This window comes from Haloferula chungangensis (genome assembly GCF_042664875.1).
In the GTDB taxonomy this organism is placed as follows: domain Bacteria; phylum Verrucomicrobiota; class Verrucomicrobiia; order Verrucomicrobiales; family Akkermansiaceae; genus Haloferula; species Haloferula chungangensis.
Genome location: NZ_JBHTBS010000003.1, coordinates 230,845 through 250,604, shown reverse-complemented (window position 1 = coordinate 250,604; position 19,760 = coordinate 230,845). Strand labels below are relative to the sequence as shown.

The 19,760-nt window shown below is 59.1% G+C and carries 18 protein-coding genes; 9 read left to right on the top strand and 9 right to left on the bottom strand.

Annotated features, from left to right (window positions below; translation table 11 throughout):
* Nucleotides 1-85: 85 nt before the first annotated feature.
* The 4 genes from ACFQY0_RS07585 to ACFQY0_RS07570 form a co-directional block, all read right to left on the bottom strand.
* On the bottom strand, nt 86-433 hold the full coding sequence (locus tag ACFQY0_RS07585) for a histidine triad nucleotide-binding protein (protein ID WP_379710957.1): 348 nt from the start codon (nt 431-433) through the stop codon (nt 86-88).
* A 26-nt stretch (nt 434-459) separates the two neighbouring features.
* Nucleotides 460-1,041: a hypothetical protein gene (locus ACFQY0_RS07580; protein WP_379710955.1), complete on the bottom strand. Its 582-nt coding sequence runs from the start codon at nt 1,039-1,041 to the stop codon at nt 460-462.
* 49 nt (nt 1,042-1,090) lie between these two features.
* Nucleotides 1,091-1,582 carry a transcriptional regulator NrdR gene (nrdR, locus tag ACFQY0_RS07575; RefSeq protein WP_379710953.1) on the bottom strand — a complete coding sequence of 164 codons (492 nt, stop codon included), beginning with the start codon at nt 1,580-1,582 and terminating at the stop codon, nt 1,091-1,093.
* Nucleotides 1,583-1,885: 303 nt separating this feature from the next.
* Nucleotides 1,886-2,893 carry a polyprenyl synthetase family protein gene (locus ACFQY0_RS07570; RefSeq protein WP_379710951.1) on the bottom strand — a complete coding sequence of 336 codons (1,008 nt, stop codon included), beginning with the start codon at nt 2,891-2,893 and terminating at the stop codon, nt 1,886-1,888.
* A 267-nt stretch (nt 2,894-3,160) separates the two neighbouring features.
* Between ACFQY0_RS07570 and ACFQY0_RS07565 the strand changes: the two genes are divergently transcribed.
* Both ACFQY0_RS07565 and ACFQY0_RS07560 read left to right on the top strand, forming a co-directional pair.
* Nucleotides 3,161-5,299: a hypothetical protein gene (locus ACFQY0_RS07565; RefSeq protein WP_379710949.1), complete on the top strand. Its 2,139-nt coding sequence runs from the start codon at nt 3,161-3,163 to the stop codon at nt 5,297-5,299.
* 92 nt (nt 5,300-5,391) lie between these two features.
* Nucleotides 5,392-6,474: a vWA domain-containing protein gene (locus ACFQY0_RS07560; protein WP_379710947.1), complete on the top strand. Its 1,083-nt coding sequence runs from the start codon at nt 5,392-5,394 to the stop codon at nt 6,472-6,474.
* Between the two features lie 9 nt (nt 6,475-6,483).
* Here the strand turns inward: ACFQY0_RS07560 and ACFQY0_RS07555 are convergent, their stop codons facing one another.
* The 4 genes from ACFQY0_RS07555 to ACFQY0_RS07540 all read right to left on the bottom strand — a co-directional run bounded on the left by ACFQY0_RS07555 (nt 6,484) and on the right by ACFQY0_RS07540 (nt 9,646).
* Nucleotides 6,484-7,713 carry a M16 family metallopeptidase gene (locus tag ACFQY0_RS07555; protein WP_379710945.1) on the bottom strand — a complete coding sequence of 410 codons (1,230 nt, stop codon included), beginning with the start codon at nt 7,711-7,713 and terminating at the stop codon, nt 6,484-6,486.
* Entirely contained in the window at nt 7,714-8,373 is a 660-nt protein-coding gene (locus ACFQY0_RS07550) for an IspD/TarI family cytidylyltransferase (RefSeq protein ID WP_379710943.1), read from the bottom strand.
* Nucleotides 8,373-8,828, bottom strand: coding sequence for a GatB/YqeY domain-containing protein (locus ACFQY0_RS07545; protein WP_379710941.1), 456 nt, complete (start codon nt 8,826-8,828; stop codon nt 8,373-8,375). Before ACFQY0_RS07545 ends, ACFQY0_RS07550 begins: the two co-directional genes overlap by 1 nt.
* Nucleotides 8,829-9,031: 203 nt before the next feature.
* Nucleotides 9,032-9,646: a phosphatase PAP2 family protein gene (locus tag ACFQY0_RS07540; protein WP_379710939.1), complete on the bottom strand. Its 615-nt coding sequence runs from the start codon at nt 9,644-9,646 to the stop codon at nt 9,032-9,034.
* A gap of 162 nt (nt 9,647-9,808) precedes the next feature.
* On the opposite strand from ACFQY0_RS07540, the gene ACFQY0_RS07535 reads away from it, so the two are divergent.
* The 6 genes from ACFQY0_RS07535 to ACFQY0_RS07510 all read left to right on the top strand — a co-directional run bounded on the left by ACFQY0_RS07535 (nt 9,809) and on the right by ACFQY0_RS07510 (nt 16,739).
* Nucleotides 9,809-10,291: a DUF3592 domain-containing protein gene (locus tag ACFQY0_RS07535; protein ID WP_379710937.1), complete on the top strand. Its 483-nt coding sequence runs from the start codon at nt 9,809-9,811 to the stop codon at nt 10,289-10,291.
* 117 nt (nt 10,292-10,408) lie between these two features.
* The gene (locus ACFQY0_RS07530; RefSeq protein ID WP_379710935.1) at nt 10,409-11,320 is read left to right on the top strand and encodes a hypothetical protein; all 912 of its coding nucleotides are present in this window, start codon (nt 10,409-10,411) and stop codon (nt 11,318-11,320) included.
* Nucleotides 11,321-11,528: 208 nt separating this feature from the next.
* On the top strand, nt 11,529-14,384 hold the full coding sequence (gene uvrA, locus ACFQY0_RS07525) for an excinuclease ABC subunit UvrA (RefSeq protein WP_379710933.1): 2,856 nt from the start codon (nt 11,529-11,531) through the stop codon (nt 14,382-14,384).
* Nucleotides 14,385-14,460: 76 nt separating this feature from the next.
* On the top strand, nt 14,461-15,036 hold the full coding sequence (locus ACFQY0_RS07520; protein WP_379710931.1) for an RNA polymerase sigma factor: 576 nt from the start codon (nt 14,461-14,463) through the stop codon (nt 15,034-15,036).
* An 8-nt stretch (nt 15,037-15,044) separates the two neighbouring features.
* Nucleotides 15,045-15,668: a hypothetical protein gene (locus ACFQY0_RS07515; RefSeq protein ID WP_379710929.1), complete on the top strand. Its 624-nt coding sequence runs from the start codon at nt 15,045-15,047 to the stop codon at nt 15,666-15,668.
* A gap of 57 nt (nt 15,669-15,725) precedes the next feature.
* Entirely contained in the window at nt 15,726-16,739 is a 1,014-nt protein-coding gene (locus ACFQY0_RS07510) for a S1C family serine protease (RefSeq protein WP_379710927.1), read from the top strand.
* Nucleotides 16,740-16,816: 77 nt separating this feature from the next.
* Here ACFQY0_RS07510 and ACFQY0_RS07505 read toward each other — a convergent pair whose 3' ends face one another.
* Nucleotides 16,817-17,707 (bottom strand): class I SAM-dependent rRNA methyltransferase, encoded by an 891-nt coding sequence (locus tag ACFQY0_RS07505; RefSeq protein ID WP_379710925.1) that lies wholly within the window; start codon nt 17,705-17,707, stop codon nt 16,817-16,819.
* Nucleotides 17,708-17,754: 47 nt separating this feature from the next.
* Between ACFQY0_RS07505 and ACFQY0_RS07500 the strand changes: the two genes are divergently transcribed.
* Nucleotides 17,755-19,686, top strand: coding sequence for a phospho-sugar mutase (locus ACFQY0_RS07500; RefSeq protein ID WP_379710923.1), 1,932 nt, complete (start codon nt 17,755-17,757; stop codon nt 19,684-19,686).
* Nucleotides 19,687-19,760 lie beyond the last annotated feature (74 nt).

Sequence of the window (19,760 nt, the reverse complement as noted above, 5' to 3'; positions counted from 1 at the left end):
TAGGATGAAGATTTTGGAATCAGATTCAAGCATTCCGCCCACCCGATCCACCCCGGCTCCACTCACCTGGCATTCGCGGATCAAGCTAACCTGGTGGCCACTGGAGCTGGCGGCCGGCCAGCAGGTGGACATGCAGGTGGGGAACCGCTTCACCGCCATCGGGCCCGTTGTTGATGACGAGGCGGAAGCCGCTTTCGGCGAAGCCCTCGCTTTTGGCGACCTTTGAAGCCGTCAGAAGCAGGTGGCCGAGCACGGCCTGATCGGACGCATCGGCTTCGGCAACTCGTGGGATCGGCTTGCGCGGGATCACGAGGTAGTGAACCGGCGCCTGGGGCGAGATATCCTTGAAGCAGAGGCAGAGATCGTCTTCGTGGACGATGCTTGCCGGAATTTCGCGATCACAGATTTTTTCAAAAAGCGTCTTCTCAGCCATGGTCGGAGGAAAATCTTTAGGGGTGATTATTCGTCAATTCGTTCGCCTTCCACCTGAAGTCGGAGGGGTCGGGCGACCTCGTGGTAGTCGCGATGTTGGTTCCAGAGGAAGTTTCGCACCTCGGTGAGGAGCTGATCGCACTTCTTGTCCCACTTCTCCTGACCTCGAAGAAGGAGCACGGATTCCTTGAGTCCAGTGAAGCGGATTTCTTCGGCTCCGACACCGCGCAGCTCGTTGAGTTCGGACCGCAGGCATTCGAAAAAGGCGAGCTCGAATCCGTTTCCCGCGCGCCGGGCGGCGTGGGGGAGGGAGAGCGTGACCGGGGGAGCGATGGGTTCGAGGCGCTCGGCAATCAGATGACAGCCGATCTTTTCGAGCATCTTGCGCATCCGTTCATAGAGCGTTTGCAGGGGGAGCAGGCTGAGCGAGCACTTGCTTTCAAGATACTCTTCCACGCCTTTGCAAATTTCGTCGAGAAAAGGGAAGTCATCGCGATCCGCAGCAATGGCGGCGCGTTTCAAGGCATGAGCCAGCCAAGCGGTGTCATAGTCGTGGACCTGGTGCTTGCCAACTTGGATGGCGGGTCGATTTCCGATCAGTGCGATCACTCGATGAAGTCAGTAATAAAGGGGTTTTCGAAGGGGAAAGGGGGGATGGTTAATCTTTGAAAAGACGGCGCTGCATCGGGTCGCGGGCCGCCCGGAGCTCGAGCGCCTGAATCTCCCGGATGAATTCGCCGACGTCCTCGAACTGCCGGTAAACGGAAACGTAGCGGACGTAGGCCACAGGATCGATTTGGTGGAGCTTCTCCATGACCTTGATGCCGATGTTGGATGAGGGCACTTCGCTGACGTGATCCCGGTGAAGTTCGGAGAGCATCTCGTCCACGGCTCGATCGATGCGGTTCATCGAGACCGGCCGTTTCTCGCAGGCCTTGATCAGGCCGTTGCGGATCTTTTCCCGGTTGATGGCTTCGCGTGCTCCGTCCCGTTTGACCACACGCAGCTCGGTCCGCTCGATCTGCTCGTAGGTGGTGTAACGGTAGTTGCAATTCAGACACTCGCGACGTCGGCGGATGGTGGTACCGTCCTTCGACAAGCGGGAGTCGAGGACCTTGTCTTTGAATGAAGCGCACTGAACACATCGCATGGGAGGGGAAACCGATGCGCGAAAGCCTATGTCATCATGTAGGGGGGTCAACGTGAAAACTATGACAGATTTAGTGGCTGACCTTCGATGATCGGGAGAAGTGAAAGGGATTTTTTAGAAGAATCGGCCGTTTGGAGACAGACCTGCGACCCGCCGTCGGGATCCGATGACTCAAATGAGCCGATCGTCCCAGTGGGCTCGATTCCCCATGGGGCTGGCTCGCATCGAGCAGCCCATTTGTCCTCTGGGACAGTTAGAGGAGTCCCTCCGGGGCGGGTGGAGGGATCAACAGGCGATCCCCATTCAGCTCCGGCACTTTGCCAGAAGCGATTCGAGGAAGCGAGTGATCTGGTAGAGGGCGCGCGTGTATTCGTTGTCGGGCAGACCGCTGAGGTCGGCGCGGCAGGAGTCGAGCATGCCAATCGCGGTGTCGACTGCGGACTCGATGGCTCCTTCATACTCGGCGATTCCGACGAGCACGGTGAGGTCGAGTGGCTGTTGTTCGATGATCCGTTTGTTGAGCTTGGTCCGCTGTCCTTCGGATGCGGATTCCAACAAGTTGAGGATCGGGAGCGTCAGCTTGCCCTTTTCGAGATCGGTGCGCAGCGTTTTGCCAACGGCTTCTTCGCTGCCCACGAGGTCGAGGCAGTCATCGTAGATCTGATAGACGGTGCCAAGCTTGAGGCCGTAGTTGTAGAGGCGCTGTTCGGTTTCTTCATCCGCACCGGCAAGGGCGGCGGAAATTCCCGAGGCGGCGGCGAAGAGCGCGCCGGTCTTCATTTCGATGATCCGGAAATAGTCAGCCTTGGTCAGGCCGAGATCGAAGCGTCGCTGGGTCTGGACGATTTCTCCTTCACAGACTTCTCGGGAGGCTTGGCCGACCTTGCGGCAGATGGAAATTTCACCAAAGTCGGTGGCGAGAGCAAGGGCGTGGGAAAAAAGTGCGTCGCCGAGCAGGACGGAAAGCCCGGCACCCCACTTGGCATTTGCGGTCGGCACCATGCGCCGGGTCACCGCGCCGTCGATGATGTCGTCATGGACAAGTGTCGCCATGTGGATGAGCTCCAGAATGACGCCAATCTTATGCTGGTTCGGTCCGAGATTGCCGAGCGCACCACCGACGAGAATCGAAAGGGCGGGGCGGATGCGTTTCCCTGAAGTGTTGCAGACGTAGCTGACGTAGGGTTCGACCGCCGGATCAAAGGCGCGGACCTGATCGCGAATCGCTGCCTCGACAATCTCAAGTTCCGGGCGGACGAGGTCGAATGGGAAGCGGTCGCTCGGAGCGATGGAAGAGGTAGTAATGGCCATGGCGCGAAGGCTTGTGAAATTTTTCACAAAGGAGGCCCACCCGCAACCCCCGATGTGACGGATTGTTCACGCTCGAGTCAATTTTCCCGGCTTAGACAATCATTCCGGGCCCGAAGTTGTGGAGTGGAGGTCTGCTGGATCGGGACTTGCAGCGCTTCTACGAAAATCAGGGGGAATTGGAATTGCTCGTCCTTCGGGAAAGCACGTAGCGTCCGGGCAGTGATGAAAATGTCCCGAGCGTGGTGTGTAATGTTGCCGGTTTCCGCATTGATCTTCGGATCTTGCAAGAAAGAGGAGACGGCCAAAGTCGTTGAAGCAGTCGATCAAGCGGTCGACGAAGTGGTGAGTCTCGGCGAAGCGGCGAGTGCTGAGGAGCGAGCGGCCAAGCTGGGCTTCGTGGCACATCTTTCTTCGGATACGGAGATGGTGATGGCCCTCTACGATGGCAAGGGAATGGTCCGCAATTTGCGCGATCTGGATCTTTGGAAATTCATCATCGATGTGGCAGAGGAAGAGGAGGGGATGAATCCCGAGGAAGAAATAGCGCCACAAGCCGAGATGGTCGGGCAGTTTCTTGGCAACGAAATCTTTCTGGCGACGGGCAAGGGAACGGTCGAGCAGACCAAGTCGCTCCAGATTCTCAATGCGAAGGTGGGTTACTATCAGTTCCGTACCATGAGCCGGGCACTGGCCGAAGGTGTTTCCAGCGGTGATATGGAAACCGCACTAATGTCGATGAATGACAGTGAAACCTGGCTCATGGATCTGGTCAGTGACATCGGCGAGTACACGCCCTTGATCGAAGGTGCGGAGATGCCGCCGGTTCTGGCGGGCATCAAGGTGAGCGACAAGGAGGCGATGGCGATGGCGGAAGAACAAATCTCCCAAGCATTCGGTAGCGTGCCGCCGGAGATGGGGGAGGCGATTGAGTTTGAAAAAGCGAGTGCCAGCTTCAAAGGCTTCCTGCTGAAGGGTGAGACGCTTGTCGAAGCCATGGAGGCGGATCGCAGCGAAATGGACAAGACGATCGGCAAGGAACACGCCGACCAGATCCTGACGAGTCTCCAGACAAAAAATCTGGTCATCGCCACAGGCAAGCTCGATGACTACCTGTTGGTCTATATCGGCGGGAGTGTGGAGGCCTGTCCGATTGCGGAAAGCCTCGAGACTTCACTCGCTGCAAACGACGCCATTTCGTTCGTGGATGCGCATCTTGATCATCCGGTCCACGGCTTTCTTTTCGGGAGCAACAATCTGATGGAAGCACTGGATGCCGGCGGACTGGAAGAAATAGCCGCAGGGATTCGAGATGGTGTCTCCTCGGCCGAAGGCGTGGGTGACGAGCGCGAACTGGTGGCGATGCTTGATATGATCGGTGAACGTGAGGACGCACTGCTCGAGTTGGTGGATGCCAGCACGTTCGGGGGCTTGATTACTATCGATGGTGGTGCCCGCTTCGATCTCTTTGGTGGTGTCGATAACGGCGCCATCGACTACGCGGCAGATCACAAGCTGGCCTCGCTTGGCGAAGGAGACCGGGTGCTGATGTTCGCGAACTGGGCGAGCGATGAGGAATACAGCAAGCGTGCCGGCGACTTGATGAAGGTAGTGGTCGAGTCCGCCTACGCCCTGACCGGCAAGCTCATGGAGGCGGATATCGAAGAGGGGGATCTCGCGCAGTTCAAGCAGGGCTTCGAGGCATTCGACCAACTATTCCGCGATGATTTCCTGAAGTTCTACGATGGTCTTAGTACTGCTGCTGATGGACTTGGAGAAGAAGCTGCGCTCGTTGTCGATCTCAATGCAGCCGTGCCACCATTTCCCGGAGTACCGCAGGAATTGGTCGAAGGAGGTCGTTTTGTGCGGGCATCGCTCGTCGCTCCTGTGACCGACCGTTCCAAGCTCGCCGATGCCTGGAAGGAGGTGGATCTCTCACTTCGTGCGATGTTCAAGTCAGCCAAGGAACTCGGATCACCTGACATCAACATGCTGGTCCCGACCAGTTCGGAGAAGGATGATGTGATCACCTGGTACTTCGATGCCGCGGCCTTTTCGGACGACGTGAAGCCATCGGTCACACTCAACGACGAGTGGTTCGTGGCCTCGACTTCTCGAACCCAGGCCCTCGATCTGATTGGTCGTGCCGGCGCGGAGGCGAAGGCAGCGAGGAAGGGTGCCTGGTTTGAACTCGATCTGGACACCCTTCGGGAGTTCACCGATGAGATGATCAGTTTGGTTGAGGACAATGCCGAAGTGATCCTAGGTAACGATGCCGAGGATTTCGCGGAAGAGCTGCCGAGGATCAGGGCGGGTCTGAAGGCGCTTCAGCAGTTCGATGGGATCACGCTGCATGACCGCAAGGTGAACGGAGCACGGCAAATTAGCCTGCATTTCCAGACCCGCTGAACCCCAAAACGAACTTAACCGCCAGTGTTTTAGGTTTCTCTGGCACTGGTGGATTCGCTGTGATGGAGTGGCCGAGTCATTAAGTCTCTGCCATGTCCCAACTTCTCATTTCGCCCGAAGGGCCCGACGATCTGCACGTCGCTGAATACGCAGCGCAGCTGGATGTCCTTCTCTCCCGTCAAAGGCGGGCTGACACGATCCAGTCCGTAGTCGTCGCCTTGATCGTGATCGGGCTGATTGCTGGGATATTGTATTTTATCTCCCTGCACTTCACGGAGAGGACGACGGAGACGATTGTGGCCTATGCACCACCTCCGCCGGTGGAAGAAAATCCGGTGGACCGTCCTGACATGGCGCTTGGTGCCAAGCCAAAGCCGACAAGCGCAAGCTCATCGATGGCTCGGGTCATCGCGGCCGCCGTGGAGGCGCCGGTCAATGTGCCGATGCCGGAAGAATCGAATCCAACAACCTTGTTCGGCATCGATGATGACTTCACCGCTGGGTTTGGCGCTGGTGATGGCGACGGCGATGGTGGCGGCGGTTCATCGTTTTTCGGCACGCCCCGACCTGGCAGGCGGGTCGTCTACATCGTCGACTTTTCGGAATCGATGAGGTCGAATGCGGAAGGTGGTGGCACGCGTCTCGATGCGGCGAAAAAGGAACTGCTTCGCTCGATCAGTGCCCTCAAAACGGGGACGGCTTTCAATGTGGTGTTCTTTGCACGGACGGCGTGGACGATCGAAACGGAAGGTCCGAAACATGAGGACAATGGCTGGAACGGCCTGAATGAACCGCCTCCGATCGCCTGGCACCCGGCGACGGATCAGGTGAAAGCCGCCTTCAGCAAGGAAGTGAGCGGGATGAGTCTTGGTCGGGGCACAGTGTGGTTTTCTCCCCTGAAAATGGCGTTCTCCATGACGCCGCAGCCGGACACGATTTACATGCTCTCGGACGGTGAACCGTCGGATCTCGACTACACGCTGAATCAGGTCGACCTCATGAACAAGGGATCGGTCCCGGTGGATACGATTGCTTTGGAATGCCCGGGAAAGGCGGCGGATGCGATGAACGAGTTGGCGAATGAAACCGGCGGCCGCTTCACGCTGATTTACAAAGGCAAGGCGATCAGCGGGATGGGCGTTGAGAAGTATCTCTCCGATGATTTCGACGATTGATCTGCCGCCTCAGGCCGGCCTGATCTCGGCAAGTGCTTCATTGGCGGGGACGAACAAGCATGCGGCGACATCGCGGATTTCGTCCGCCGTGACCTGATTGATCAGCTCAAGCGCCTCACGGGGACGGATGATCTGATTGTGCTGGATGAGGCATTCGCCGACCCATTCGGCGTGGGCTGCGGTGCATTCCATCGCGGCACGTGAGGAGCTTGCTGTTAGGCGTTTGGCTCGGGCAAGTTCGGCATCGTTCGGGCCCTTGGTAGAGAGCTCGGCGAGTTGGGAGTAAATGCAGGCAAGCGCTTCATCGCGGGATGCGGGATCGAGGCCGGCATGGATGACCAGAGCGCCGGTGTCGTCGAAAAGGGTGACATCGCAGCATACCTGATAGCAGAGGCCGCGGTCTTCGCGCAGCTCCTGGAAAAGCCGTGAACTCGCGCCTTCGCCGAGGATCATGGCGAGCAGTCGGAGCGCATGGCGTCGCGGATCGTGGAGGCCGAAGCTGGCGTAGCCGAGTGCCAGTTGGACCTGCAGGGTGTCTCGCCCTTCGATCTCCTGCTTTCGTGAATGATTGCCAATCTGATAGCTCGGGGCTTCGACGCGCGGCGTGGATGGAGGAAGGTGGGCTTCGAAGAGCTGGAGGACTTCCGCTTCTTCAAAAGGACCGGCCACGGAGATGACGACGTCTTCCCGCCGGTGATGGCGTTGGGAGAAAGAAAGGAGTGCCTTGCGATCGATGCGCCTGATGCTGGCCAGGGTGCCGGAGACAGACTCACCCAGCGGGTGAGGGGACCAGAGGGCTTTGGAGATCAGGTCGCTGATGTGTTCGGAGGGAGACTCCTGGTACATCACGATTTCTTCCGCAATGACATCGCGCTCCAGGGGGATCTCGTCTTCGGGGAATGTCGAGTGCCAGACCATGTCGCACAGGATATCAACGAGCAGCGGGAGCGTGGAGGCATCGCCGCGAGCCTCATAAACCGTCTGGTCTTCAGAGGTGGAGGCGTTCAGTGAGGCTCCGACGTCTTCGGTTTCGATGCTGATCTGCCGCGCGTCACGCTTCTCGGTGCCCTTGAAAATCATGTGCTCCACGAAGTGGGCGAGTCCTGCCTGCCCTGGTGGGTCGTCACGACTGCCTGCGGGAATGTGGATCGACACGGCTGCGCATTCGCTATCCGGAAGTCGGGCGAAGCCGATCCGAAAGCCGGCTGAACTACGGAGAATCTGGTAATTGGCCTGCATTCAGGAGATCAGGGCGGTGGCGAGATCGATGTCGGCCTGGTGGGTAATCTTGATGTTCGGGCCCGGAGAGGCCACGAGCTTGGTCCCGATGCCGAGCGCTTCCATCGCAGTGACTTCGTCGGTGGCGACCATCCCGTGGGTCGTGATGTGGGCGTAGGCACTTCTCAAGAGCTCGCTTTTGAATATCTGAGGAGTTTCAGTGAACCAGAGCGAACTGCGATCAATGCCTTCGTGACTGAAGAGATCGAGGTCGGCCTTCTTGATGGTCTCGGTGATCGGACGAGCCAGGGTAGCGGCTCCATGCTGTCGGGCTTCTATGATGCAGAGCTCGATGGCTTCGACGCTGACCAGCGGGCGTGCGCCATCGTGAACGGCAACCAGTTCGTCGCGAGCGCTGAGGGCCATGAGTCCGGCTTTTACGGAATCCTGACGTTCCTTGCCGCCATCGACTCTTGTTAGAGGCTTGGGGAAATCACCTGTCAGCAGGGCGTCGAACCTCTCCTGCGGGCAGACCACGATGACGTGATCGATCCCCGGGGCGTTCATGAAGGCCATCACGCTGCGACGCAGCACCGACACGCCCTTGAGCTCGGCGGCGAGTTTGTCGAAACCCATCCGCCGGCTTTTTCCGGAGGCGACGATGATGGCGGCGCAGGGCATCAGGCCAGGCGTTTGGCAACCTCTTGGGAGATCGTTTTGCCGTCGGCACGGCCAGCGACCTTTTCCTGCACGAGCTTCATCACCTTGCCCATGTCGGCCTTGCTGGAGGCACCGGTTTCCGCGATGGCCGCCTCGATGATGGCGACGACTTCGTCCGCGCCAAGTTGGGCGGGCAGGTAGGCTTCGAGGATGGCGATTTCGGAGTTCTCCTTGGCGGCGAGTTCTTCACGTCCGGCGTCCGTGAACTGCTTGGCCGAGTCCTGACGTTGTTTGAGTTGCTTGCGGACGACTGCGGTGGATTCGGCTTCATCGAGCTCCGTGCCGAGGCCGCCTTTTTCGATGGCGGCATTGGTCATGGCGGTTTTGAGGGCGCGGATGACTCCAAGGCGGAGGCTGTCCTTGGCCTTCATGGCGTCCTTGAGGTCCTGCTGTAGTTGTTCGGCGAAAGTGCTCACGCCGCTTTGGTAGACCGGGGCGAGGCATCGGGAAAGGGGAAAGCGCAGGGAGTGATCGGGTGAGTTTGCTTTAGCGATGGATGAGCAAGCAAAACGCGCGAGACTCCGCGAAATTTAAAGAAGGGGGGTGGGTGGAGGCATCGGGGTTTCCTCCCGATGGAGGGTGAGCTTGGATACCCGGGTGTTCATCCCTCATGCCTTCGTCAGCCTTGTTTGCGGCTGACGAGCCACCAGGTGATTGTAGCCAGAATGCTGCCGCTGATGAGGTCGACGGCGTAGTGCTGGCGGAGGGCAATGGTCGACCAGAGAATGCCAACAATCCAGATCCAGGCGGCGATTTTAAGGGTCGGGTGCAGTGAGCTCGAAGCGTTGGCGGCCAGCCCGGCGAGCACCGAGAGGGAGGCATGAAGGGATGGGAAAGCATTGCGCGGCTGATCAGCTGCGACGAGCCACTGATAGACGAGGGGGGCGGAGTCGGCTTGGATCGCTTCGCGAGTGACACCGTTCGGGACCAGAAAGAAGACGATGTGGGAAATGAGTGCCGTCCACCAGATGCTTCGAATGTATCGCTTGAAGCTTCGATCATCAATAACCAGACCGATCCATCCGAGTAGGCCGTAGAAGGTCAGGTAGAACCATAAACTGTGGAAGTTGACCGGGATGGCGAGGTCGAAGGCGCTCGGCTTGACCCACAAGATTTCACGGATCGCAATGTGCTGGAGCAGGCCGTAGGGAACGATGATCCAGAGCACCGTGAGAATGCCTGTTAGCGATCGACGTCGGATGTTTTGAAAAAGGTCGGAAGAGTCTCGTGGCACTTGATGGGGAATGATGAGAGCGATGAGGCCGATGGGAAGGGTATTCTTAAAGGGGGGGATGTCCTGTTTCCCCATTCTTTCTCACTTGGAGAGGGTTCTAACTGTCGGGTCGTCAAGATTCAGCGTTGGTCTTGGCTGGGGGAGCGGCTATGGGGAGGGCGCATGGCTGAGCGAAATACAGGAGCGCGAGTTTATCTGACAGTGATCGGGTTGATGCTGGCCTTGGCGGGCGGAGTGTTCACCTGGCTGATGGGGCGGAGCTATCTGCGGGCAAGCTCGATCGACCACTGGCCGGTGGTCCCCTGTGTGATTCTTGAATCCGGGATGGAGCAGCGGCAGGTGGATCCCGGGCGACCGGTGGAAGTCAGCTTCCAAGTGCTGTATTCCTACGAATGGGACGGACAGGAGTACAAGAGCAATCGCTACCGGCTGCGCGGAAGCTCCTGGAGCAGCCGCGAAACCGAGGTGTCCATGCTGATGGACAAGTATCCCGCAGGCTCGGTGCAGGACTGTCATGTGAATCGTGCCGACCCCGGACTCGCAGTGCTGGCCGGTGAGTCCAAGGCGCCGGGTTACTCGCTCTGGTTTCCTGTGATCTTCCTCGTGGGAGGGCTCGGCGTCGTGGTAGGGGCCTGGCGGCGATAGAGGAGTCGATCGTTTTCAAAAGGGCTCTGCCCGGGTGCTTCGCTCGGGGTTTGCCGGCGGAAGAACCCCGTGATCTTGCTTGTCGACGTTTCGGGTAGGGAGGTCTAGGAGTGGGAAATGAAAAACTCACATGTGGCGGTTTTGGTGCTTGGCTCCGTGGCGGTAACGGCGGGGATTCAGGAATGGCGTCTCGGCGGAGAGAAGCATGAGTCAGAGGGAGCGCTCAGGATCCACGCCGATGCGAACCATCCCATTCTTTCCTCGGGCGATGGGCTGCCGGAGCGGGAGAGGCCGCTGAGCCGGAGCGAGAAGCATCCGAGCGATGAATTGCAGGAGGAAAAGGAAGGTTTTTCCAAGAGCCTCCGCAAGATGTGGGAGAATCCCGCCGGGAAATCGATGATGAGTCAGGGGGTGAAGATGGCGGTTGCCATGATGTATGAGGATTATGTCGAATCGCTGGATTTAAGCGAGGAGGAGGAGAAGCATTTCCGCGACTTGCTGGGTAGGGAGATGATGAATCAGCAGGAGATCAGCATGAAGCTGATGAGTGCCAAAGCGGAAGAACGCGCGGCGCTTGTCGAGGAGATGACCAAGCGCAACCGGGAGAGTGAAGAGGACATCAAGACGTTCCTGAACAACGAGGAAGATTTCGAAGCGTATCAGTCCTATAAGGAGCGCTTGCCGGAGCGGCAGCAGCTTGAAGGCCTGCGCGCGACGATGAGTGCCAAGAATGCGGCGATGGATGAGACGACCGAATCCCAGTTGATCGAAGCGATGCATAAGGCTCGCACCCAGCCGGGACTCGCGGATTTCTCTGGCAAGAATGCCATCCTGGAAGTGGGAAAGGGAAATCTGAGTGAGCGCTTCGAGGAGTCCTGGGAAAGTCAGCAGGCAATGCTGAGGAATGAAGTCGACTTCCTGAGCGAACCACAAAAAGAGGCCTTTTTCGAGTATCAGGATCAGATGAAGGAGTTTCAGATGATGGGGGTGAAAATGACGGAGCAGATGATGGAGAAGCAAGGGGAGTAGGCGCCTGTTTGCCTGCTCGTTCTCGCGATGGCGCACGGGCATTGCTCGACTTCGGCGATCGTGTACGGGGCAGGGGTGGTCGAGATGCCCGGGCGATCGATGGTCCTCGGGACATCGAAAGCCATCGAGTTCGAGGGAGGATCCCCTTGGGCTTTCGAATCCTGATATCCGTGTCCGTGATTGTGGCTTGGCAGGCTTAGGGTGGAAGGTGGAGGCTACGGGAGTGATCCGGATCCGTGGCGCGAGACAGCATAATTTGAGGAATCTCAGTTTGGAGTTTCCCAGGGAAAAGTTGATTGTGATGACGGGGCCGAGCGGCAGCGGGAAGTCGTCGCTAGCTTTTCATACGCTCTTCGCAGAGGGCCAGCGGCGCTTTGTGGAGTCGCTTTCGGCCTATGCACGGCAGTTTCTCGATCAGCTGGAAAAGCCGGATGTGGATGCCATCGAGGGCTTGAGCCCGGCGATCGCGATCGAGCAGCGCAGCGGCGGGCTCAATCCAAGGTCGACGGTGGCGACGGTGACGGAGATTTACGAGCATCTGCGGGTGCTGTGGGCGGCGGCGGGAACTCCGCATGACCCGAAGACCGGAGAGAAGTTGGAGAAGATGAGTTCCGCGGACATGGTGGCAGCGCTGGCGGCGGAGCCGGAGGGGACGAAGCTGATCTTGCTGGCGCCGGTGCCGAAAGAGGAGGCCGCTGATGCCGCGCAGTTGTTGGGGGATCTACGGCGACAGGGCTTCGTGCGGGTGAGGGTGAATGGAGAAGTGCTGGATTTGGAGGAGGCGGAGCAGACGTGGCCGGAGGCAGTGGCCAGTGTGGAAGTGGTGGTGGATCGCTTGGTGGTCAGGGAGGGGGTCGCGTCGCGACTGGCGGATTCGGTGGAAACCGTGCTACGAATATGCGGCACGGAAGCCAAGGTGTTGTCACAGGCGCTTGGATCGAATGATTGGAAGGAACGTTCGTTTCAAACGAGCTATCGAAACGCCAAGACGGGGTTCACCCTCAGTGAGTTGAGCCCGCGCCACTTTTCCTTCAATTCCCATTTGGGGGCGTGTCGGGGGTGTGAGGGTTTGGGGACGGAGCGCTTTTGCGATCCGAGTTTGCTGATCGACGATGTGAATAAGCCCTTGGTCGATGGGGCGGTGACGGGTTGGTGGAAGCCGAAGGCGCAGCGGGGAAAGATGTTTGCTCGAGAGGCGGCGGCGGTGTTGCGGATGTATGGTCTGGCGGAGGATGCGAGTTTTGCGGAGTTACCGGAAGAGGCCCGGCAGTTGGTTTTTTATGGGGGTGAAATCGACACCGGGTGGAAGGTCGGGGCTGAAAAAAAGAAGCAGCTGAAGAAGTATGAGGGCCTGTGTCCGGAGGCGGAGCGGAAGTGGATGTCGGCGCCGTCGGAGGCCGTGAAGCGTCGGATTGGGCGGGTGATGGCGGAGCGGGCTTGTCGGGTGTGTGAGGGGCGGCGATTGAAGGAGTCGATTCTGGCAGTGAGGATCGAGGGGCCAAGTTGGCTGGGGATCATGGATTTCTGTGAGCTGCCGGTGGAAGAGGCGTTGGAGTGGCTGGAGGGAGTGAAGGTGCCGGAAGACCGGGCGGCGATTTGTGGGCGGCTGGTGGAGGAGCTGCAGGAGAAGATCGGTTTCCTCGACGAGGTGGGGCTGGGGTATTTGGGACTCGATCGATCAAGTGGCACGCTTTCCGGTGGAGAGGCCCAGCGGATCCGGCTGGCGACGCAGTTGGGAAGCGGTCTGACAGGGGTACTGTATGTCCTCGATGAGCCGAGTATCGGGCTGCACGCCGAGGATACCGGGAAGCTGATCGAGGCCTTGAAGCGCTTGCGCGATCGGGGGAATACGGTGGTTGTCGTAGAACACGATGAGGCGATCATCCGAGCGGCGGATTGGGTGGTGGAGCTGGGCCCCGGGGCGGGGAAACATGGTGGGCTGTTGCTGGCGAACGGGCCGCTGGAGGAATTGGGGGATGATTCGCCGACGAAGCAGTGGCTGGAGTCGGGTGGGAAGAGGGCTGAGATAGCGGTTTTGAAAGGAGAGGCTTCGTTGTTGAACGAGGAGATCGTGATTAAAGGGGCGCGGGAGCATAATTTGCAGGAGCTGGAGGTGAGGATTCCGCTGGGGCGCTTGGTTTGTTTGACGGGGCCGAGCGGCAGTGGGAAGTCGACGCTGGCGGACGATATTCTGATGCGTGCCTTGAAGCGGCATTTCCATGGCTCGGTGGATCGGCCGGGGGAGCATGATTCGATTGAGGGCTTCGAGCATCTGGGCAAGGCGGTGATTGTCGATCAGTCGCCGATTGGCCGCAGTCCGAGGTCGAATCCGGCGACCTTTACCGGAGCTTTTGATTTGATTCGCCAGCTTTTTGCGAAGCTGCCGCTGGCACGACAGCGGGGCTATGGGGCGGGACGATTCAGCTTCAATACACGGGGAGGTCGCTGTGAAAAATGCGAGGGGGCGGGGCGTCTGAAGATCGAGATGCACTTTTTGCCCGATGCCTATGTGGCCTGCACGGCATGCGGCGGGCGTCGATTCAATCGCGAGACGCTCGAGCTGACCTTTAAAGGGCTGAACATCGCTGACGTGCTGGATCTCAGTGTGAGCGAAGCAGCGGGAGTGTTCGGCGTGGTGCCGAAGTTGAAGAGGCTGCTTGATACGCTGGAAGAACTCGGTTTGGGCTATCTGCGGCTCGGTCAGCCGGCGAATACGCTTTCCGGAGGAGAGGCGCAGCGCCTGAAACTGGCGGTCGAGCTCTCGAAGCCGGCGGCTCCGCACACGCTCTATTTCTTTGATGAGCCGACGACGGGTCTGCATTTCGGCGACGTCGAGCGATTGCTCGGAGCCTTCATGAGATTGCGGGAAGCCGGACACAGCGTATTGGTGGTCGAGCACCAGTTGGATGTCATCGGGGCGGCAGACCACGTGATTGACCTCGGTCCAAGTGGGGGAAAAGAGGGTGGTCGGGTTGTGGCGACGGGGACTCCGGGTGAGCTGGCGAAACTTGCGGACTCTCCGACAGGCAGGGCTTTGGCCAAGGCTTGGGGAGCCCGGGGTTGAGGGCGTGGAGATTGACAAAACAAATTGATCGCGTCGTGTCGCTCAAAGCATGGAAACCCGAAAAGATCCATCGTCCGTGACTGAATCACCTGCCAAGAACCTATCCCCATCGGCAACCGCGTGGCGCGCGTGGTTGCAGGAAATGGGACCACGCCTGCTGCTTTTCGCACGTCAACAGACGCGATCGAGCGAGGATGCCGAAGACATTTTTCAGGATGCCTTGGTGAAGCTTGTTGGGAAACTCCAGTCGGGTGAATTCACCGGTGGCCAGGAGGCCTGGATGCCCTATCTCTACACCACGCTGCGCCGTCTCGCGATCGACCTCGGTCGGAAAGATGACCGCCGGCGCCGTCGCGAGGATCTGGTGACGACGGATGAAGTGGGGATCTCGGGCGATCGATTTGATCCGTGGTTCGACAGTGACTCGTCGGATGATGAGAGTCGCGAGCTGATCGAGGCAGGATTGAAAGAGCTGCCTGACAAGTTTTCCGAAGTGATCGTGATGAAGATTTGGGGTGAGCGGACCTTTGCTCAGATCGGTGAGGCGCTCGATATTTCCCCAAACACGGCCGCTTCACGGTATCGCTATGGGCTTGAAGCCCTGAAGAAGAAACTCGGCGGAGCCCGCCGCAAAGGTGATCTATCAATTTGAAACACGACATGGAATCCGACCTCCAGGAACTTGAAGCGCAATTGCAGGACATGCGTCCGGCCGCGCTGAATGATGCACTGCTTGATCGTTTCACGGGAGCAGTTGCCGGCACATTGCAGGAGACAGAAATGGCGTGCCGTCCGGTTGAGGCGGCGACATCGAAGTTGCAGCCGGCGGGCTTGAGTGACGAGTTGACCGAGCGACTGGCCGGCGTCGTGAATCAGGTTCCCTTTCCCGTGGACGAGAAAGTCGTGCTCTTTCCCGGAGGTTCAGCTGTGGTGGAAGAGAAGAAGGCCCCGCGCACGAAGTGGTGGGCGGCTGCCGCAGCGGTGGCGCTGGCCGGAGGTCTATCGGCGCTGATGGTGAGTCCACCCCAGGAGGAGTCGAAGGTGGTGAATCACCGTGCCGCTCCCTCGAAGGTGACTTCGGGCGCATTTGTCCCGGCGTCCTTTGATCGTGGCGTGAGTGGCACGGATGACCTCGGTGTGATGTGGTCGGATGACCGCAAGCCCATGCGTGTGGTGCGGGTCGTCTACAAGGATGTGGTGAATTTTCTCAATGAGAAGGGCGAGGAAGTTTCCGTTGAAGTGCCGAGGGTGGAGTACCTGATGGTGCCGGAGAGAATAGATTGAAATTGAACAAATGCGCCGAACTACGGCGCTTCTAGTAGTAGAGTATCAACTGATTATATGAAGACATCATTTCGACAAATCCTGTTGCTTGGGGCGATGGCTTGTCCCTTGCAGGCGATTGAACCACCGGTCGAGGCCCAGCCGATTCCGCCAAGGAATGTGCCGGCCGAGCGCAAAGCTGCGGGTCCGAAAGTCAGGGTGGAATTGGCAGTGCCCGAACTCGAGGCACCCAAGGCCGTGCCGGTGCCGGTGGAAGACCTGGATCGTCCCTACATCGGAGTGATTCTGGATCCGGTTCCGGACATCCTTTCCAGTCATCTGAAACTCGCAGCAGGCGAAGGCCTGGTCGTTAGCGATCTGGTGGCGGGTGGTCCGGCTGAAAAGTCCGGCCTGAAGGTGAATGATATCATCACTCGTGTGAATGGCGTGGTGGTCGGTTCTTCCGATCAGGTTCGCGTCGAGGTCGAGAAGCATGCCGTGGGTGACCGGGTGAAGCTTGAGGTGGTTCATGGCGGGGAGCGCAAAGAGCTCTCGGTGAACCTCGGTGCGGCGCCGGATTTGCCGCAGGCGGGCATGGCCTTTGGCGGTGCTGACGATCTGGAGAATCTGCTCGGCAAGCTTCCTGAAAAGCACGCCGACCTGATGCGCCAGGCCATGGAGCAGGGAATGAACGGTCTGGGTCAGCTGAACGAAGGTGCGGGAATTCAGGACGACTGGCAGCGCGACATCTTGAAAAAGATGGAGAAAATGCGGGCTGGTGGAGGAGGAATCGATTTCGACCATCTGAAGGCCGAGAGCAGCGTTCGTTTGCTCGATGACCAAGGCAGCGTCGAAGTGAAGAGCGTGGAAGGAAGTAAGGAAGTCCGCGTTTTCGACAAGGCCGGGAAGCTGGTCTGGGAAGGGCCGTATGATACCGAACAGGACAAGGCGGCAGTGCCTGATGACATCCGTGAACGCATCGACAAGGTGAACATCAACATGGATTTCGCTGGCGACGGAATCCGATTGCAGATGGGACCTCAAAGGTTCCGCCCGCTTGAAGATGTCGAGCCACCGAGGCCCAATGAGTAAGGGATGATGGTAGGATTTCGAAAAACACCCGTCTTGAGCTTGAGGGCTCGGCGGGTGTTTTTTTGTTGGAGTGCGCCCTATTCGACCCAAAGCGACTTGAGATAGTGCTCGCCGGTGAAGTCGAAGGGCATGGGGGCGGATTCGATTTTCACGCGACGGGAGAAGCCGGCCCGGATCTGCTTTTCGAAATTTCGGAGTTCGAGTTGTCGACAGTTGGTGCAGGCGAGAAGAACGCCTTCGGGGGCGAGACAGGCGGCCGCGAGTTCGACGAGGCGGGTGTAGTCCTTCTCGACCCGGAATACTTTGCCGTCCTTGTCGCGGGAGAAAGTCGGGGGATCGAGGACGATACCGTCGAACTTGCGACCCTGTTTTGCGAAACGGCGCAACCAGTGGAAGGTGTCGCCCTTGCAGAAGTGCTGGGTCGGGGGGGCAATGTCATTGAGTTCGAAGTTTCGCTTGGCCCAGTCGAGGTAGGGTTGGGAGAGATCGAGGGTGGTGGTTTCGGCTCCACCAAGGGCGGCGACGACCGAGAAAGCTCCGGTGTAGGCAAAGGTGTTCAGCAGCGTGGCACCGGGGCGCATGCGCTGGCGGAGGGTCTGGCGATTGTCGCGCTGGTCGAGGAAGATGCCCTGAGAGTAGCCGGACTGGAACGAAAGTTCGAAGCGGACACCATTTTCAAGAATGGTGAACGGCTCGGTCCGTGCAGGACCGAAAAGATGGGTGGGCGACTCTTTCTGGTGCTGATCGAGGCGTTTCCAGTAGACGCTGCGGCCGGATTCTCGAAGGTGGCGCTTCAGGTCGTCGGGGATGGCGGCGTCGCGCGTGGATAGCAGCCAATGGCCTGCAAGCTCTTCCAGCTCAATGCCTGGGAAGCGGTCGCCAGAGTCGTCGATCAGGCGGAACGCATTGGTATGGGCGTCCGGTAGGGGCTGTCGCCGGGCAATTGCGGCATCAAAGGCATCTCGCATGTCTAGGCATTGCCATGATCGAGAAGCTCGCTAGCATCCAGCCAGAAATGAACGACCTCTCAGCGACTCTCGACCAAGCCACCCAGAACGGAGACCTCCTTGAAAGTTCCCGAAGGAATATCGACCTGCTGCTTTCCGGCGCCGCCAGCCCGGTGCCAGCCGCGGCGATTGCGGAGCTGGCGGAGGCAGGCGAGTGGCAGGAATTGAACGACCGGTTTTTCAAGACACTGGCATTCGGGACGGGTGGTCTGCGGGGACGCACGATCGGGCGGGTGGTGACGAAGGTGGAGCAGGGAGTCGGTGGGCCGAACGATCGGCCGGAGCATCCCTGTGCGGGCACGGCGACGATGAACTTTTTCAATGTCTCTCGTGCGGTGCGCGGGATGATCACCTATGTGAAAGCCCATGTCGGTGCCGGCCGGAAACCGCGCATGGTCTTCGCGCACGACACACGTCACTTCTCACGCGACTTCGCGGAGTTCTGCGCCAAGGTTTGTGCGGACCTCGGATGCGATGCCTATCTCTTCGACGATGCGCGCTCGACGCCGCAGCTTTCGTTTGCCGTGCGTGCGCTGAATGCGGATGCGGGTGTGGTTCTAACAGCAAGCCACAACCCATCGCACGACAATGGATTCAAGGCCTATTTCAATGACGGCGCGCAAATCGTCGAGCCTCATGCCTCGGCGATCATCAAGGAAGTGAATGCGATCATGAGCGAGCGCTACGACGCGCTGCCGGAGTCCGAGCAGGGGTCGGTGACGATTCTGGGTGCGGATGCGGATCGCGAATACATGGACAAGCTCAAGTCGCTGCTGATGCAGCCGGCCCTGCTTGAGGGAGCTTCCACGAAGGTGGTCTTTACGAGCATTCACGGAACGGGCGGCCAGATCACGGTGCCGATGCTCAAGGAGCTGGGATTCGAGGTGATGACCGTGCCCGAGCAGGAGGTTCGGGATGGTCGCTTCCCGACGGTGGCGTCACCGAATCCGGAAAATGCTCCGGCCTTGCAGATGGGAGTCGATTTGGCGGAAAAAGAGGGAGCGGAGATCGTGATCGGCACCGACCCGGATTCCGACCGGATGGGCGTGGTGGCCCGCGATGGGAAGGGCGTGATGCGCTTGCTGACAGGCAATCAGATCGGATCGCTGATGGCCTGGTACCGGGCGAAGGCCGCTTTTGATATCGGGTGGTTGAACGATGCAACCCGGGCGCGCGCGATTTTTGTGAAGACCTTCGTCACGACCGAACTGCAGAGTGCGATTGCCGCGAAGTTCGGCCTGGGTGTGGTGAACACGCTGACAGGGTTCAAATACATCGCTTCGAAGCTGAAGAAGTATGAGGACGCAATTCCTGCCGATAAGAAGGGCGACTACCGTTCGCTGGACGAGGATACGACGCGCAAGCTGCGTCTGGAGTATTCGCGCTTCTTCCTGTTCGGAGGAGAGGAGAGTTATGGGTACCTCGGGTGTGATTTCGTGCGCGACAAGGATGCAAACGGCGCGGCTGTGATGTTTGCGGAAGTGGCGGCATATGCGAAATCGGTCGGCACGACTTTGCCGGATCTGCTAGACGATATCTACTCGGAGTTCGGCTACCATGAGGAGCGTGGCAAGGCGATGGTGATGGAAGGCGCCGATGGCGCCGCAAAGATTCAGGCGCTGGCAGCCTCCTACTCGAATGATCCACCGACGGAGGTGGATGGCTCGGCAGTTGAGCGCGTTCGCGATTTCAAGACACAGGACCTCTTCGATGAGGAAGGCGATGAGTTGCCGAAGGAAGGCATGCTCTTCGTCGAGCTTGCGGACGGCCGATCCTTTGCCGTGCGTCCATCGGGCACCGAGCCGAAGATCAAGTTCTACCTGTTTGGCAAGACGGACCCGGGTGGCGAGTTGGCGGATGCCAAGGCGCGGGTGGCGACCGGTCTCGACAACCTTTGGTCAGCGATCGAAGCGGATGCGCTGAAGCGAAGCCAGGCATGAGTCGTTCATGGATGGTAGCCGAAGGCTTTGGAGCGCGGTGGCAGAGTGAAACGGCGACACCGCTCTCGTGCTGC

Coding starts and splice junctions, on each gene's coding strand:
- nrdR (WP_379710953.1), bottom strand. CDS start 1,582: ATGCGATGTGTTCAGTGCGCTTCATTCAAAGACAAGGTCCTCGACTCC.
- ACFQY0_RS07535 (WP_379710937.1), top strand. CDS start 9,809: ATGGCTGAGCGAAATACAGGAGCGCGAGTTTATCTGACAGTGATCGGG.
- ACFQY0_RS07550 (WP_379710943.1), bottom strand. CDS start 8,373: ATGCCCTGCGCCGCCATCATCGTCGCCTCCGGAAAAAGCCGGCGGATG.
- ACFQY0_RS07515 (WP_379710929.1), top strand. CDS start 15,045: ATGGAATCCGACCTCCAGGAACTTGAAGCGCAATTGCAGGACATGCGT.
- ACFQY0_RS07555 (WP_379710945.1), bottom strand. CDS start 7,713: ATGCAGGCCAATTACCAGATTCTCCGTAGTTCAGCCGGCTTTCGGATC.
- ACFQY0_RS07530 (WP_379710935.1), top strand. CDS start 10,409: ATGAAAAACTCACATGTGGCGGTTTTGGTGCTTGGCTCCGTGGCGGTA.
- ACFQY0_RS07585 (WP_379710957.1), bottom strand. CDS start 433: ATGGCTGAGAAGACGCTTTTTGAAAAAATCTGTGATCGCGAAATTCCG.
- ACFQY0_RS07560 (WP_379710947.1), top strand. CDS start 5,392: ATGTCCCAACTTCTCATTTCGCCCGAAGGGCCCGACGATCTGCACGTC.
- ACFQY0_RS07570 (WP_379710951.1), bottom strand. CDS start 2,893: ATGGCCATTACTACCTCTTCCATCGCTCCGAGCGACCGCTTCCCATTC.
- ACFQY0_RS07505 (WP_379710925.1), bottom strand. CDS start 17,707: ATGCGAGATGCCTTTGATGCCGCAATTGCCCGGCGACAGCCCCTACCG.
- ACFQY0_RS07510 (WP_379710927.1), top strand. CDS start 15,726: ATGAAGACATCATTTCGACAAATCCTGTTGCTTGGGGCGATGGCTTGT.
- ACFQY0_RS07500 (WP_379710923.1), top strand. CDS start 17,755: ATGAACGACCTCTCAGCGACTCTCGACCAAGCCACCCAGAACGGAGAC.